The 15,860-nt window shown below is 56.5% G+C and carries 15 protein-coding genes and 1 tRNA gene; 9 read left to right on the forward strand and 7 right to left on the reverse strand.

The window, feature by feature from the left end; translation table 11 throughout:
- Window positions 1-48: 48 nt before the first annotated feature.
- Window positions 49-936: a LysR family transcriptional regulator gene (locus YH62_RS23705; RefSeq protein WP_046796771.1), complete on the forward strand. Its 888-nt coding sequence runs from the start codon at window positions 49-51 to the stop codon at window positions 934-936.
- Between the two features lie 11 nt (window positions 937-947).
- Here the strand turns inward: YH62_RS23705 and YH62_RS23710 are convergent, their stop codons facing one another.
- Window positions 948-1,565: a TetR/AcrR family transcriptional regulator gene (locus tag YH62_RS23710; RefSeq protein WP_046796772.1), complete on the reverse strand. Its 618-nt coding sequence runs from the start codon at window positions 1,563-1,565 to the stop codon at window positions 948-950.
- 76 nt (window positions 1,566-1,641) lie between these two features.
- Between YH62_RS23710 and YH62_RS23715 the strand changes: the two genes are divergently transcribed.
- Window positions 1,642-2,553 (forward strand): SDR family oxidoreductase, encoded by a 912-nt coding sequence (locus YH62_RS23715; RefSeq protein ID WP_046796773.1) that lies wholly within the window; start codon window positions 1,642-1,644, stop codon window positions 2,551-2,553.
- 103 nt (window positions 2,554-2,656) lie between these two features.
- Here the strand turns inward: YH62_RS23715 and YH62_RS23720 are convergent.
- A tRNA-Ser gene (locus tag YH62_RS23720) sits at window positions 2,657-2,746 on the reverse strand.
- A 196-nt stretch (window positions 2,747-2,942) separates the two neighbouring features.
- On the opposite strand from YH62_RS23720, the gene YH62_RS23725 reads away from it, so the two are divergent.
- On the forward strand, window positions 2,943-6,071 hold the full coding sequence (locus tag YH62_RS23725; protein ID WP_046796774.1) for a type ISP restriction/modification enzyme: 3,129 nt from the start codon (window positions 2,943-2,945) through the stop codon (window positions 6,069-6,071).
- Entirely contained in the window at window positions 6,061-6,825 is a 765-nt protein-coding gene (locus YH62_RS23730) for a DUF429 domain-containing protein (RefSeq protein ID WP_046796775.1), read from the forward strand. Before YH62_RS23725 ends, YH62_RS23730 begins: the two co-directional genes overlap by 11 nt.
- 106 nt (window positions 6,826-6,931) lie before the next feature.
- On the opposite strand, the gene YH62_RS23735 is transcribed toward YH62_RS23730, so the two are convergent.
- Window positions 6,932-7,516 (reverse strand): hypothetical protein, encoded by a 585-nt coding sequence (locus tag YH62_RS23735; RefSeq protein WP_046796776.1) that lies wholly within the window; start codon window positions 7,514-7,516, stop codon window positions 6,932-6,934.
- A gap of 199 nt (window positions 7,517-7,715) precedes the next feature.
- Between YH62_RS23735 and YH62_RS23740 the strand changes: the two genes are divergently transcribed.
- Window positions 7,716-8,300 (forward strand): recombinase family protein, encoded by a 585-nt coding sequence (locus tag YH62_RS23740; protein ID WP_046796777.1) that lies wholly within the window; start codon window positions 7,716-7,718, stop codon window positions 8,298-8,300.
- Here the strand turns inward: YH62_RS23740 and YH62_RS30285 are convergent.
- From YH62_RS30285 to YH62_RS23755, 4 genes are all read right to left on the reverse strand, one after another.
- Window positions 8,274-8,471, reverse strand: a complete 198-nt coding sequence (locus YH62_RS30285) for a hypothetical protein (RefSeq protein WP_156176996.1) — start codon at window positions 8,469-8,471, stop codon at window positions 8,274-8,276. The two genes, YH62_RS23740 and YH62_RS30285, sit on opposite strands and share 27 nt — an antisense overlap.
- Window positions 8,472-8,542: 71 nt before the next feature.
- On the reverse strand, window positions 8,543-8,758 hold the full coding sequence (locus YH62_RS23745; protein ID WP_046796778.1) for a hypothetical protein: 216 nt from the start codon (window positions 8,756-8,758) through the stop codon (window positions 8,543-8,545).
- 217 nt (window positions 8,759-8,975) lie between these two features.
- Complete coding sequence (locus YH62_RS23750) at window positions 8,976-10,139, reverse strand: hypothetical protein (protein WP_245282167.1); 1,164 nt, start codon at window positions 10,137-10,139, stop codon at window positions 8,976-8,978.
- An 833-nt stretch (window positions 10,140-10,972) separates the two neighbouring features.
- Window positions 10,973-11,992 (reverse strand): site-specific integrase, encoded by a 1,020-nt coding sequence (locus YH62_RS23755; RefSeq protein WP_046796779.1) that lies wholly within the window; start codon window positions 11,990-11,992, stop codon window positions 10,973-10,975.
- A gap of 181 nt (window positions 11,993-12,173) precedes the next feature.
- Between YH62_RS23755 and YH62_RS23760 the strand changes: the two genes are divergently transcribed.
- The 4 genes from YH62_RS23760 (at window position 12,174) to YH62_RS23775 (ending at window position 15,856) form a co-directional block, all read left to right on the forward strand.
- Complete coding sequence (locus tag YH62_RS23760) at window positions 12,174-13,457, forward strand: PAN domain-containing protein (protein WP_245282168.1); 1,284 nt, start codon at window positions 12,174-12,176, stop codon at window positions 13,455-13,457.
- Window positions 13,454-14,218: a hypothetical protein gene (locus YH62_RS23765; protein WP_046796780.1), complete on the forward strand. Its 765-nt coding sequence runs from the start codon at window positions 13,454-13,456 to the stop codon at window positions 14,216-14,218. Before YH62_RS23760 ends, YH62_RS23765 begins: the two co-directional genes overlap by 4 nt.
- A gap of 173 nt (window positions 14,219-14,391) precedes the next feature.
- Complete coding sequence (locus YH62_RS29650; RefSeq protein WP_082118476.1) at window positions 14,392-14,724, forward strand: type II toxin-antitoxin system RelE/ParE family toxin; 333 nt, start codon at window positions 14,392-14,394, stop codon at window positions 14,722-14,724.
- A gap of 43 nt (window positions 14,725-14,767) precedes the next feature.
- Window positions 14,768-15,856 (forward strand): HigA family addiction module antitoxin, encoded by a 1,089-nt coding sequence (locus YH62_RS23775; RefSeq protein WP_046796782.1) that lies wholly within the window; start codon window positions 14,768-14,770, stop codon window positions 15,854-15,856.
- Window positions 15,857-15,860: the final 4 nt, after the last annotated feature.

The following is a 15,860-nucleotide window of genomic DNA, read 5'->3' on the forward strand; positions in this document are numbered from 1 at the left end:
TGCCGGTATCCGTCACCCGTTTAACTCGGTGGTTAGCATGGCTGGACAATGAAGATCGACATGAACCTCCTGCCGCTCTTTCTGGCCGTCGCGGAAGAGGCCAATTTCAGGGCTGCCGCCGATCGTCTCGGCGTGACCCGCTCGGCCGTCAGTCAGGGGATCCGTCGGCTGGAGGACGTCTTCGGGACGATGCTCGTTACCCGCACCACGCGCTCCGTGCACCTGACGGAGGCGGGCGAGCGGCTGCGTGAGGCCCTGTCGCAGCCGATGTCGGATATCGCGACGGCGCTCGACCGGGTCGCGGGTGAAGATGAGCCACGGGGCCTGTTGCGGATTGCGGTGACCTCTATTGCCGAGCAGTTCCTGTCCGGGCCGCTGCTTGCCTCCTTTGCGGATGCGCATCCGCATGTGACGATAGACGTCACGGTCACGGACGAGGAGTTCGACATCGTCGCTGCCGGCTTCGATGCGGGTGTGAGGCTGGGTGAGGTGATCGAACAGGACATGATCGCGGTGCCGCTGACGGGCGATCAGCGCGAGTCGGCCGTTGCGGCACCGGCTTATCTGGCGGCGCACGGCGCCCCGAAGCATCCGCGCGAATTGGTCCATCATCGCTGCATCGGTTGGCGTCCTGCGCCGAATGTTGCGCCACATCGCTGGGAATTTGAAGAGAACGGCATTCCCTTCGATGTGGCGGTCGAGCCGCAGATCACCACCAATGACCTGCGCCTTATGCTTCGCTCGGCGCTCAGCGGGGTCGGGATCACCTTCGCGCTGGAAGAGACCTTCCGGCCCTATGTGGAGACCGGTCGGCTCGTTCCGCTGCTGCAGGATTTCCTGCTGCCCTTTCCCGGCTTCTTCCTTTACTTTCCCCATCGGCGCAACATGGCACCGAAGCTTCGTGCCCTGGTCGAACACGTGCGGCGATGGCGATAGCCGTCGGCCATCTATTCCGGTGAAGGGCGGATTTCGGCCTCAAGCGCGTCAAATGCTTCGTGGAGCAGTTCCACCATAGGGCGCCTGCCGCCTTCACGGTTGAAGGCATCGGATGCGAGGCGCATCGCGCCGATCGCGAGCATGGCGACGAGCCTCAGGCCGGCTTCGCGCTGAGGGTCCGGCCATCGCTCCCGCAGCGCCGCAAAGAGAGCCTTCTCCTGCTGAACATAGCTCGCTTGCTTTCGAGCCTGAACGGCTTCGCTGGAGCGCATCAGGCGATCGATGGCGATCATGTCGTCGGCAGGAATGAGCGCGCAGACCTTTACGACCGCGTCTCGGATCGCCTCGAGAGGCCGCTTGTCCCGAGGTACTTCCCTGAGCGCATCGACGATCATGTCGCCCACACCGCTTTGCAGGGACAGCAGAATCTCGTCCTTGGACTTGAAGTAGTAGAAGAACGTCCGCCGGGAAATGCCGGCCGCGGCCGCGATCGCATCGAGCGTCGTCGCTTCGTAACCCTTCTCGATGAACAGGCAGATTCCCGCGTCCGTGATGCGCTGCAGAGTCTCGCGGCGCTTGCGCTCCCGCAAGCCTTCAGGGGGAACTTCCGGCCCGCTACTCGTTCTCATCCAGTTAGCCTCTTGAAAATTACACTGAGTGCGATATTATTTTACACCAAGTGCGGTTTTCTGAAAAGGTAAGATCATGGCAAAGTGGACGGTATCCGACATTCCCTCGCAGAAAGGTCGCTCGGCGATCGTCACCGGCACCGGAGGACTGGGGTTCGAGGATACCTTGGCGCTGGCGCGAGCGGGTGGTGAGGTCATCATCGCGGGCCGCAACCCTGAAAAAGGTGCTGCCGCGGTCGCGAAAATTCGGAATGACGCGCCGGGTGCGAATGTGCGGTTCGAGCGTCTCGATCTCGCGAGTCTGAAGTCCGTCGCGGATTTCGGCGAAAGGCTGCGAAACGAGAGGGACAGCCTCGATCTGCTGATCAACAATGCCGGCGTGATGGTGCCGCCAAGGCGGCAGGAAACGGCGGATGGCTTTGAATTGCAGTTCGGCACCAACTATCTGGGTCACTTCGCGCTGACAGGGCAACTTCTGCCGCTTCTGCGCAAGGGCAAGAATGCGCGCGTGGTCACGCTGTCGAGCATCGCTGCCCGCAACGGTGCGATCGACTTCGACGATCTGAACGCGGAGAAGAACTACAGGCCGATGCCGGTCTATAGCCAGTCGAAACTCGCCTGCCTTATGTTTTCTTTCGAGCTGCAACGGCGGAGCGAAGCCGGTGGATGGGGGATCGCCAGCATTGCCGCACACCCGGGTGTGTCCCGCACCGATCTTCTCCACAACGCTCCGGGACGCTGGAGTGCCGCAGGCATGGCGCGCACATTTCTGTGGTTCCTGTTCCAGCCGGCATCGCAAGGCGCTCTTCCCACGCTCTTTGCCGCGACTTCGCCGGATGTGAAGGGCGGTGCCTATTACGGCCCGGACGGATTGAGCGAGGGGCGGGGATATCCGGCGGAAGCGAAGATACCGCCGCAGGCGCTCGACGCCACGGCGGCGGCACGTCTGTGGGATGTCTCGCAGCACTTGACCGGGGTCGCTTTCTGACGAACGTGACGACGCGCTGTCGGCGGGAAGGCCGCTCGCTCTGCGGACATCAGGCGTATCGGATGGTTGGGATGTTCCTCAAACTTGGCCGCTTTGGCCAAAATGGCGGAGAGGGTGGGATTCGAACCCACGATAGAGTTGCCCCTATGCCGCATTTCGAGTGCGGTGCTTTCGACCACTCAGCCACCTCTCCGCGGGGGCTGGTCGCGCTTTGGATGGCGCGGGCGTTCTCATAGCGATGAAAGATGGGGCTGGCAAATCGGAAGGGGCTGCCGCAAGCGTGCCTTCTGCAGCCGCCCCGGCGGTGGATCCTTATAATTGCCGACGACAAGAACATTACGCTATCCATGACTGAACGATCCATCTAGTTTCTGCTCACGGGGGACCTCATGAGCCAGCAACTGATCAATCAATATCTCAATGAACTCGACCGCTTGCGGAAATTCTCAGGCTCGGTCGCGGAAGGTGTTATTTCAGAAGCCTTCAAGGACCTCTTGAAGACTTGGGCTCGACAGCTGAACTGGCAGTTCGCTGCGCAATACGAATTTGCCTCTGTGCAAAAGTCGCGCATCCGGCCGGACGGCACAATCTTCCATTCGATCGGCCTTCCCTTCGGCTACTGGGAGGCCAAGGACACTGCCGACGATCTGGATGTCGAGATACGCAAGAAGCTCGCCAAGGGCTATCCGCAGGACAACATCATCTTCGAGAACTCCCACACTGCCGTGCTCATTCAGGATCGGCAGGAGGTGTTCCGCTGTTCGATGACCGACAACAGTGCGCTGCTGAAGCTGCTCACGCTGTTCTTCGCTTATGAGCGCGCCGAGATCCGCGAATTCCGCAAGGCGGTTGAGGAGTTTAAGACCTATTTGCCGCGCGTGCTAGATGCGCTGCGCTCACGCATCGATATAGCCTATAGCCAAAGCCCAGCCTTTTGCGCTGAGGCGCAGAAATTTCTCGATACTTGTAAGGAAACGATCAACCCGACGCTTTCGGAAGCCGACGTGCGAGAAATGCTGATCCAGCACATCTTGACCGAAGAGATATTCGCCAATGTCTTCAACGAGGGTGATTTTCACCACGAAAATAACATCGCAAAGGAACTCTATGCGCTGGAAGGCAAGTTCTTCACCGGCGCGGTGAAGAAGGAAACGCTAAAGGGACTAGAGCCCTATTACGCCGCAATCCGTGCCAACGCGGCGCAAATCACCAGCCATGCTGAAAAGCAGACCTTCCTGAAAGTGATCTACGAGAATTTCTACAAGGTCTATGACACTAAGAAGGCCGACCGGCTGGGCGTGGTCTACACGCCGAACGAGATCGTCAAGTTTATGATCGAGGGGGCAGACTGGCTATGTGAGAAGCATTTCGGCAAGAACCTGATCGATGAACATGTCGAAATCCTCGACCCGGCGACCGGCACCGGCACTTTCATCTGCGAACTGCTTGATTATTTTCGAGGCGACCCAAAAAAGCTCGCGAACAAATACAAGAACGAGTTGCATGCTAATGAAGTGGCGATCCTGCCTTACTACGTCGCCAACCTGAACATCGAGGCGACCTATGCGGCGATCACTGGCCAGTTTGCAGAATTCTCCAATCTTTGCTTTGTCGACACGCTGGACAATGTGAACGCCCTCAGCATCAAGACGGGGCAGCATGTTGGTGACCTGTTTGGCGCATTGTCGGATGAGAACATTCTTCGTGTAAAGCGACAAAATGCTCGGAAGATCTCAGTGGTCATCGGCAATCCACCATATAATGCCAATCAGCAGAACGAGAACGATAACAACAAAAACCGCGTCTACGAACATATAGATCGGCTAATTAAGTCGAGCTACATCCGGCTGTCGTGCGCCCAGAAGACCAAGGTCTACGACATGTATGCTCGCTTCTTCCGTTGGGCCTCCGACCGCATGCATGACGATGGCGTGCTGGCTTTCGTCACCAACCGTTCCTTTATAGACAGCCGCACCTTCGACGGCTTCCGCAAGGCGGTGGCGGAGGAATTCCACGAGATCTATGTCGTCGATCTCGGCGGCGATGTGAGAGCCAATCCAAAGCTTTCCGGCACCAAGCACAATGTCTTTGGCATCCAGACAGGTGTGGCCATCTCTTTCCTAGTCAAACGGCGGCGCCAGAAGGGCTGCAAGATCTTCTATGCTCGCCGCCCGGAGTTTGAAACCGGGGTAGAAAAGCTGAGTTTTTTGGCTTCATCAAAGCTGTCAGGACTGAGCTTCGAGCGAATCGAGCCGGACAAGAAAGGGAATTGGATTAACCTGGCGGAGAACCAGTGGGATGATCTGATTCCGCTCGCAGACAAGAAAACGAAATACGCACGGACGAAAGCGCAGGAGAGGGCAATTTTCCGTCTGTATGGACCAGGGGTGAACACAGCCCGAGATGAATGGGTTTTCGGTGAGGCCGAAGGTGATCTCAAGCCAAAAATCGACTATTTGATCAAACGCTACAATGCGTCTGCTGAAAAAGCGACGGGTCTATCAGGGGCAGCGTTCACCGCGGTCCTAGACCCTACTGTTAAATGGAGCGAAGCGCTTCATAACAGAGCGCGACGTGGCCTCAAATTCAAGTGGGAAAATAGACTCCGCCCATTTATGTATAGACCGTTCTTCCAGCAGCTTTATTACGCTGACGCCGCTTTCTCGGACAGGCTGACGAGTATTCACGGTGAGATGTTTGGTAGTGACTATCGCTCCAGGAACCAAGTCCTTGTCATGTCGGGAGCCGCGTCCACGAAGCCATTCCAGCTGTTGGTAATTGATGGCCTTTTCGGCTTCGACACTCTTGAGAAGGCAGTGGGGCTCCCTCTCCACCGCTACTCATCACTTGGCGAACGTGTCGATAATATCACCGACTGGGGCCTTAAGCAGTTCCAGACCCGCTACGGCAAAACTGAAAAGATCACCAAAACAGATATCTTCTACTATGTCTATGCCGTCCTACACGACCCTGTCTACCGCGAAAGATACGCCCCCAACCTGAAGCACGAGTTCCCGCGCGTTCCATTTTATCCGGATTTCCGCCGCTGGGTCGATTGGGGCGCGCAGTTGATGAAGCTGCATACCGGCTACGAAACTGTCGAGCCCTGGCCACTTGAACGTCTAGATACGCCCGACAATCGAGCAACAGCGGCCGGCGTTGCGCCAATAGCCGTCCTCAAGGCCGATAAGAACAACGGGACGATCCAAGTCGATAGCGAGACGCAACTCTCCGAAGTTCCGCACGAGGCATGGGCCTACAAGCTAGGCAACCGCTCCGGGCTTGAATGGATTCTTGACCAATACAAAGAGAAGACGCCGAAGAACCCGACTATCCGGGAGAAGTTCAACACCTATCAGTTTGTTGACTACAAGGAGAAAGTAGTCGACCTCCTGATGCGCGTCACCCGCGTTTCTGTCGAGACAATGGAAATCGTGGAAGCAATGAAGTCAGCACGAAGACGACAGCCAGGGGTTGAAAACCACGCTGAAACGATGGAACCTGTTGATGGACCTTAACTCCATCGCACTTCTTGGCATCGACGTCGGCTTTTCGAAGTCACGGCCGACAACAGGCATCGCCTGGAGCAATGGCGGACAATTCAACGCAGCAAGGACACACTCGGACTGGGAGCGTCGTAGCCTCCACATCCCTCCATCGACAACGTTTTCAGTGATTGCAATCGACGGGCCGCTTGTCCCTCTCGGTGCGAATGACAGCTTGGACCGCGTGTGCGAACGCCTGTTCATTCGCGGTGCCTTTCAGACACGCTGCAAGCCGGGCCTGAGCAATCATGGCTATGGCAAGGATCTGCGCCGCGCGGCGTCTCATACTGCAGAGCAGATTCTCCATCTTGCATCGTCGAGCGAAGCCATTGAGAAGGCTATTCGGCCCGGCACCTCAGTGATCGAAGCCTTCCCTAACGCATTCCTCGGCGTTCTTTTGCCCGAGGCGCGTTTCGCTTTGCCCGCGGCGGGGAAGCGGAAGAAGTTCGACTGGCTGTATGACCATGCCGTCGACAGTGGCGTTCTCAACGACATTTTCGAGGCTCTTGAATGGCGCAATCAGGCACTGCTCGATGTAATGCTAGCAGAGACGGACCACGAGAAACGAGCAGCGTGGATCTGCCTGTTAACTGCGGCCTGCGCGGCGATCGGCACATCGGAGGTCGTCGGTGACGATGCAGGCGGCTGGTTCTGGTTGCCGCCAGCGGATTTATGGGCTCCGTGGGCTCGAGAAGCGCTGGAGAAGAACCGGCTGGCTCTGGCATAGCTGCCTTTGACTCGAGGATGGTCACTGGCTGGCGCGGCGGTCGTAAACGTCGCTTCATAGCTCTCGTCATGCCGAACGCGCAGGTGAGTCTCCTAGGCAAAGGCGATTAACTGCCATTCAGGACTTCACATCCGCGAACTAAAGCGGCAGCATTTGTGCGAAACATCTGGCTCCTAGCTTCGGGAAAGATGACCAGATCGAGATCGTTGAGCCCTCCTCCTGGGGACGCCTTCACCTTGATGGGAAACCCCTGCATCCAGGAGCGCACAACATCTCCCGCACGGCCGGTAATGTCGATACTGATGGTCATGAGATGGGTAACGCGAGAAGCCTTCAGCTTAGTTTGGAGTTCCGGAAAGGAACCTGTCTGAGAGATAAGCCTTGCATCTGTATCGACATCTTGATCGTCGCGGACTGACGGCCAGGGATCCAGATTATCGGCGGTGTCGATAGACATGACTTGGCGGCCGCCATCATAGCAAGTTAGCCAAACGCGCGGCGTGCGCATGAATTCTCGTGCAGTGAGAGCCTTGTCAGTCAACTCGGCTCGCAAGCTGACGTTGAGGCCATCAAACTTGGTCTCGGCGGTGTCCTCGTTGAGAAAGAGGTAGACGCTCGCTTCTTGCGCGCGAACTATAGCGGGAGCGCTTAAGGCGAATGCGAGGGCGATAAGCGCAGCATGAAATCGCATGCAAGATCCAGGAAATCGAGCCGACAAAAGGGAACCTTTATCCCATAGCTTGGACAACACTCCGCCGCCGCCCTAACCCTCTGTTTCTTCACAAGCGGGCAAGGCGGTTCACAGCTAATCCCATGCCGGACAAAAAGGTTCCTTTAAGTCAATGGCTTAACGGGTATCATGCGGTTGTGGATGGGCAGGATAGGTCGCTTTGAAGAAAATTGGATACGCCCGGGTCTCGACGAACGAGCAGCATCTGGATCTCCAGCTAAAAGCTCTGGAGCTGAGCGGCTGTCATCGGGTCTTTACCGACCACGGCATCTCTGGCTCGACGTTCGATAGGCCGGGACTGACCGAAGCTCTGGATAGGGTCCAGACCGGCGACATGCTTGTCGTTTGGCGCCTGGACAGACTTGGCCGATCGCTGATTGATCTTATCGGCGCGATCAACGACCTTGGGAATCGCGGCATAGAGTTCAGGTCCCTTAACGAGGCCATCGATACGTCGACGTCCGGTGGCCGTCTCACGTTCCATATCATGGCAGCAATGGCTGAATTCGAGCGCGCCATAATTAGTGAGCGCACAAAGGCCGGAATGTCTGCGGCTCGCTCGAGGGGCAGCTTTATCGGTAGACCTCCTGCGCTCACGCCGCAGCAGATCCTTGAGGCTCGCGACGCACTGGCCACTGACAAGGTATCGCTCGACGTGCTTGCCGAGCGATACAAGGTGCATCCTCGCACTCTCGTGCGCGGTATGAAGCAGAGCTTACTATTCCCTTCCAATCCCGGCGTCTGAAGCAACCGTGGGCGACCAGCGGTGTGAAACTGCCTGGACACGGATTCTGGGCTTGGGCGGCTTGGGCATCGGATGATCGATCCGGCCGAGCATGTCGAGGAAATCGAGTTCCTGCTGACGGCCCTTCTCGACCAGCTCAGCCAAACGCTGCTTAAGTTCAGCGCTGAGCATCACTCTGCCTCCCCGTGAAGGCGACATCACGACCGCGCATGCCGTCAATGAGACTGCCGCAGTCGAGGACATCACTGACCCAAAGGCCACTGGCCGCAAAGCCGCCGAAGATCCCGGTCGTAGTGCCTGGGAAAAGGCTCGACATCATTAGCCAAGATTCCGCACAGCTCACGGAATCCAATGGCGGAACCATCACCGGCGCCGGAGCCACCCGCATCATTGTGGTTGACGAAGCGCTCGAACCTGTTCCGGAAGAACCGGCGCAGGTCCAACATTGCATTCTTCATAGTAGTTTCCTTTCGTTGCAGGTCATCGTCCACGCCGCCGGAAGGCGGCGTGGTGTTGTCTTCTGGATCGTTTGGATAAGACGTTTCCGTTTCCCGGGAAGAGCTTATAGAAGCTGCCTTCGAGGGGAGGACGCTGGACGATGTAATCGCTCCCTATGTTTATATTTCTTTTTAAGAAGAGATACACATAGGGAGCGATTACATTGGCTATTACTGGTCAACTCACCCCGGCTTCGGGAATCGTCAGATGTTCCTGGGTCGAAAGCTTACGTGACCGCCAGTTCGCGACGTTGCCGGCCACCCGGCGCTTGTCGGCCTCCCACAGCGGGGATGAGTAACCGGTAAGCCGAGCAGTGATGTCCATTGCCTTGCGCCCGAACACTGAGCACTTATCCACTAGCGGACAATTGGAGCAATGAGACCCCTCGGCGTTGAAGCTCTCGGCAATCCCAAAGCAACTGGGAAGCTGCTGAGATGGCGTGAGCTTGACTAACGGTGCCTCCGGCCAATCGCCGTGCGAAAGACTCGACTGCGCGCGATTGCTCACCTCTTCACGATCGTCCGGCACGACCCGTGCGAGTGCAGAAGCAAGATCGAGATGTCGCTTCGCATATACGCGCTCCGCAATCTGATCTGCCATTCGGCGGCTGGAAAACGACATCTCGGAGAGCATAATCTCCCGGAACTGCACCTGGGCTGGCAAGCCAAGATCATTCTCCAGGCGATACTCGGGAATCTCACCGGCATTCTTGACCAAAGCAGTGATGCGATCTGCATAGAACCGATCAAAGCTTTCGAGCCAAGCTTCACGGTTCTTGAGAGAAGGATGAAGCTGGCTTGGCAACATCGTCCAATACCGCTTCCGGCGCGACGAAAAATCGAAGCAGAACTCGATATATTCATCGTAAGGCAGGAAGAAGTCGTCGGCCCGTTGTCGCGCCTTCCACAGAATAGTGAACCACTTTGCTGGCTCGTGGGGAACTCCTTCCCTCGTGCCACTCACGGTTTCCGCCTTCCCCACATCCTCATGGCGGCGGATATGAGCACGCAACTTTTCCCTGTAGATCTCTCCGAACTGGAGGGTCAGCGAAAGAGGAGAGGTGAACCGATAGTCAAACCACCTGTTCATCATCAACACGCTCTCGGCCTTCCAGTCCTTCGGATGCAGAAGCATCCGCATACGAACAATTTCATCCAGGCGTTGGGCCAAGATCACGCCGTCACTTGCCATAAGTAGCTCCCTGGTCGCCGCCTGATACGGCTCCTTTTGATTGTCCGGAAGCAGCACATCGCCGCTTGACTTGGTTATAGCGTCGACTGCTTTGAGATGACGCAGGTCATGAGCGAACGACGATTGGACTGCCGTTGAAGCGATCGCCAATGCGCTCTTGCCTTGTTTACTTTATAGCTCGAACCAACTGAGATGCAGACGATTGCGCTCGTGGTGCCTAACCCTCGAGGTTCATCCCAGGCGAGCTCCGGTAGCTGGCGATATTGAAGTTGTCGCTTCTTTACCGAGCTAGCCTACGATCGCCAGCATCGACTTCAACAACATGGGAGGATCCGTCCCCGGACATCGGTGGACGCTAAACCCATCCCCATCGAGCTCATTGACGGCGTCTAGGACTTCGTGTTTCGGGAAGGAGCAGAGACCTCAGAGGGTGGTTGGACGAGCCGGCGTAGGAGGATTGCGGCATCCAGAAGCGAATGAGCAATACGGAGCCGCCGGAATTCACAACGTCCGGTGTGGCGACAACAAGCTAAGAGCTAACCTGGCGGCACAGACTGCGCTCACAGATCCAGCTCTCCACGGAACGATTGAGCTAGTGTTCTGGAGCGCGAGCAGGCCCTGAGCGCGTCACCTAGGAAACGTTTTCGATTTTGCCACACACGGCTTCCTTGGTTGGACTAGCGCAGCCGCGGATCAGCATTATCATCGCATGAATGCAAAACGTCGGACTGCGGCGTCGCCATCTAATAGAACGCGGCCAACTCGGCTATATTAGAATAACCTGAAGTTGACGCGGCGGCAAAAACGACCGAAATCAGCAAAAAGTGTCAATCAAATGTAAACCTCTGTCAACTTAGCGAGGGTAAACCAGCTGTTTTGAGATGGATGCCAGTCGCGAAGTTGACATTTCAGCAGCTTTCTAGGTTTGAAAGTTGACACTTTTCAGCACCCGTGCGTTGAAGTGTCAACTTTCGGCAACATCCCTATACGTGTGCTGCGGATGGTTTCGGCGCCGCGAGACGAGTTACGAGATCGTCGGCAGACAGATGCGTGTATCGCTTCAGCATCCGCAGTTCTTTGTGGCCCGAGATGCTGCTGACCTCGATCACGTTCAAACCTCGCTCGAAGAGGCGGCTGATACCTTCATGTCGGAGGTCGTGGAACCGGAGCCCCTTGATCCCGGCGCGTATCAACAGACGGCGCCAAGCTTGTTCCAGAGCTCCTGCTGTCATCGGGAATACCGCGGATTGGTCTACATCCGCGTTTTGTTTCCAGTCCATCAGCACGTCAAAAGCTCGATTGCTCAGTGGCACCTGTCGGCCAGATCCATTCTTGGTCAGCCTCAACGTGATGACGCGGCGGTTGTGCGAGACGTCGGACCATTCAAGCCCCAGAAGCTCTCCTCGACGCATCCCGGTCTCGATTGCGACGATGAGCAGCGTGCGCAGATAAGGGATCTGACCAGCATCGCATCCGTCCAGTAGCCGCTGCTCCTCGTCTCCTGTAAGGCGTCGGCAGCGTTCGTTGCGTATCACCGGACGACGCACGAGCTTCACGACGTTCTTAGCGAGAGGCATCCCCCAATCGCGGGTCGCAACCTCGAGAACATGGCTTAGGATTGCCATCTCTCGAACGGTCGTAGATGGAGCTACGGCTTGAAGCCGCTCATCGCGAAAACATGCGATGTCTTGCTGGCTGAGACCTATCAACGTCCGATGCGAGAGATCATGGCGACGAAGCACGTCGATCCGCTGATCCTCCTGAACCGCCCCACGCTTTGTCGGCGTGATCTCACGTTGATAACGCTCAAGGAGCTGCCCCAGCGTCGTGCTCTCGAGGATCTTTGTATCCGGTGCCGCGCCAAACCGATCGACCTGACTCTCAAGATCCCGTGCCCACTTCTCTGCGTCGGCCTTGCTGTCAAAGCTCTTCGCCCGCGGCTTCATACCACGACGACGGACCTGTGCTTGCCAGCGTCCTCTGAGTTTTCTGATCGTTGCCATCTCAATCTCCGTTGGTGATCGAGACGATGCGTAGGATGCCCCGTTGAGGAGGCCAAGGATAATTCCGGCACGCCATGGCGAAGATTAACGCACATCCAAAATAGCTAGCCCATGCCGCCGGGAGCTCCTTGCTCCCTGAGTGCCGATGTAGTTTGATGGCCGCGGGTAAAGGGTCTGTTCTATGCGTAATCGACTTCAAGTTGCGTTCGCTGGCGTTATGCTATCGCTTCTATCAGTCTCCGGTGCGTCTGCTGCAGTAAAGACGTTCGGTCCGTTTTCCGTTGACGATGCAAATCCCGGCGTCATCGCGCTCAACGGCGACATCGACGTCAACTCTGGCTTGAACTTCCGACGGGCACTTCAAGCGGCGCCGAACGCGAAGCTTGTCACGCTCAACAGCCCAGGCGGCAACGTGCAGATGGGCCTGCTGATCGCCGACGATATCCATCAACGGAAGCTGGCGACCTACATATCGAAGGAGAGCAAGTGCTTCTCGGCGTGCTCGTTCGTGTTCCTCGCCGGCGCTGAGCGGAAAGTTGACGGGGCACTTGGCGTTCATCAGATTTCATCTGACTCGCCCGACCTGGTCGGCGCTCAGCTCGCTATCTCTGACATCATCGAAGTGCTGAACCGGTTTGGAACGCCGATTGATGTGATGCACATCATGTTCAAGACGCCACCGAACGACATGCATGTCTTCAGCCAGGAAGAGGTGGCGCAATACAAGCTCAACCGCGCTGCCGGCTATGGAACTCCAGCAGAAGGCGCTGTAGATGCGCCCGCTTCTATCGCAAGTGTGGATGCGAAGACCCATGAGCAAACTGCGAGCGGCAACGTCTCGACTGAGACGGATGTCGCCTCGGTAGCACCAGAGGCAAGCCAGCTGGCTAAGCTGTCGCCTCTGGAAGAGTTTACACGTCGTCCGAACCGCATAGCAGTCTACACCGGCCTGGATCTCTTCGGCGACGATATTTCATCGATACGCGCGACGGACGCAGGAGAATGCGCAAAGAGCTGTCTCGTGATGGATGGCCAATGCAAGGCATTCACTTTCAACGCCAATCCTAAGATCAAGCGCGGCCCAAATTGCTTCCTGAAGGCCAGTGCCGGCCGAGCTGATGGTAACAGTGTCGCATTCTCGGGCCGCTTTTTGAGTGGAGCAGAGTCAGATCCCCCTGCTCTGACGCTCGGGACGATCGATCCGACCACCGCCCTCTACGACGATATCGATCTGCCTGGTGGAGATCTTTCGCGCCGACCAGAGCGCGCGGCGAGGACACCACTCGACTGCCGACTCGCGTGTATCGATGAGAAAAGCTGCGTAGCGTTCACCTATATCAAGCCAAAAAAGGAGTGCTGGCTCAAGGGCTCGATCGGCACCCCTACATTCGGCAAGGGTATGGTGTCTGGGCTGAAAAAGCTCGAGACGTTTGCGCCTGCTAAGATCATAAGCTTGAACGAATGAAACCACGTTTCACCGAAGAAGTATGCAAGCGCTTAGGCAATTATGTCTATCGGCTGATCGATCCACGTAACGGCGAGACCTTCTACGTTGGTAAGGGTCGAAATAACCGCGTCTTCGATCACGCTGCTGGCATCGCTGACGTGGCTGACAGCCAGACACTCGGGTCAAAGCTCGATCGCATCCGGGCTATAAAGAGCGCTGGGTTAGAAGTCCTGCACGTCATCCATCGTCACGAGATACCCGACTCCGCAGTGTTCGAGGTCGAAGCCGCACTAATCGATGCTTATCCGGGTCTCACTAACCTTCAAGGAGGTCATGCCAGCAGCGATCGCGGACCGATGAACCATGTGGAGATCCTGGATAAATATAATCTGCCGGAGTTTCCTCAGAATCCCGAGCACAAGCTGCTCCTGATCAATGTCAACAAGCTGGATGACCGGTTCGATCGCCGAGCCGTATACAATCTCGTTCGTTACTGCTGGCGCATTTCGAAATCTCGAGCCGAGAACGCCCAGTATGTGCTCGCTGTTGTTCGAGGCGTTGTCGTAGGCGCATTCGAGGTCGAACGCTGGATGTCCGCGACGAGGGAAAACTTTCCAGATATCCAATATGCGGATGGATCAGAAGCCCATAGGCTGGGCTTCATCGGGCGGGAAGCTCCGGCCGATGTATGGGATCTCTACGTTGGGGCGAGAGGTAAGAGGGTTGTTGCGGCCGAACAAAAGCACATTCAAAATCCAATCCGGTTCTGGAATTGCTGAAGGATGTGGTCGACCGCTCGGCTGGGAGCGAGTTCGGGTGACCAGACGATTTTAGCCCTACCAACGATTACCCTGCTCCTTCTGGGAGTCGAACTTTATTAAGCGACGATCACGTGTTACCTATTGCGTAACGATTCCGATTCTATTACTTATTGGGTAACAGGCAACAGCTGATGAAAATCGATTTTGCAAGTGGCAAACTTCGACGTCAGCTGGAGTCTGACAAGGCGTTAAGGAAGGCATACGGTGATCGCGCTAGCCGCCTGAAAATGCGACTAGCGGTGTTGGAGCAGGCAAGCAATCTCAGCGAGGTCCCTACCGATGCGCCAGATCGATGCCATCAGCTTGATGGCGAATGGGCTGGCTGTTTTGCGGTAGCTATCACCGGGAATTGGCGGCTCATATTTGAGCCTGATCACGACCCGGTCCCAATTCGCGATGACGGAGGCATAGACCGTGCCGCCGTTGTCGCGATTCGGATTCGCGCTATTGTTGACTACCACTGAACCAAATGACCTTTCAAACAGTGAATGGCGATGGGATTGGGCAATGGTTGCTGTAGCGAAGAAGGAAGATTGGGCGCCAGATTGGGCAACTCATCCCGGCGAGCATCTTGCCGAGTATCTTGAGGATCGGGGATGGTCTCAAGCCGAATTTTCCAGGCTCGCAGACATGAGCCCCAAGCATGTCAGCACTATCATCAACGGCACCAACCCGGTGACGGCAGACACGGCACTGAAACTAGAACGCGTTCTTGGTTTGAAGGCCAGCATCTGGGCAGGCTTGCAGGCTAAATGGGATCTCTATGAAGCGAAGGCCGTAAACCACCAGGCCCTGGCAGACGCGGATGAAGTTCTTTCCAGGTTCCCGATCAAAGAACTTAAAGATCGTGGTGTGCTGCCCGCCACCAATGATAACGGCCGACTTCTGAGCTCCCTGCTGGAATTTTTTGCTGTCGGAAGCCCGCATGCTTTCGGTGCCAGATGGGCAAACTTAGCTGTCCATCATAGACAATCTAAAGCCTTCGAGACGAGTCAATACCATGTTGCTGCGTGGCTGCTTCTCGGAGAGAAGAAAGCGCGCGGGATGAATCTGCCGGCGTTCGACGCCGAGAAATTTGCGAACGCTGTGCTCGAAATCCGTAAGCTAACAACCAGCGAACCGGAGACTTTCTATCCGCGCATGGTGGATCTGTGCGGCAGCGCTGGCGTCGCGCTTGTGCTTGAGAAGCCGATCTCGAAGACCTGTCTCTTCGGTTCCGCACGATGGTTCGAGGGCGATAGAGCAATCATTCAGATGTCGTTGCGAATGAAGAGCAATGACCACTTCTGGTGGACATTCTTCCATGAAGCCGCCCACATAACGCTTCATAAGGGACGAGCCTTCGCTGACGATAAGGGCGGCGAGGGTGATGGGGTAGAAGACGAAGCCGACTCCTGGGCCGAAGAGATACTGGTGGGTCGAGCGAGGTTCGCAGCTTTTAGAAAAACAAACCCGAGATCTGAGTTTGCGGTAAAAGCCTTTGCCCAACAGATCGGGATCCATCCGGGGATAATAGCTGGAATGCTCCAACATTGTGGCGCAATCCCCTATCGAAACTTAAACGGGCTCAAGGTGCGATACGACTGGAATGACTAAGAAG

Origin of the sequence: Rhizobium sp. LC145, from assembly GCF_001005825.1 — a bacterium.
Taxonomy (GTDB): domain Bacteria; phylum Pseudomonadota; class Alphaproteobacteria; order Rhizobiales; family Rhizobiaceae; genus Neorhizobium.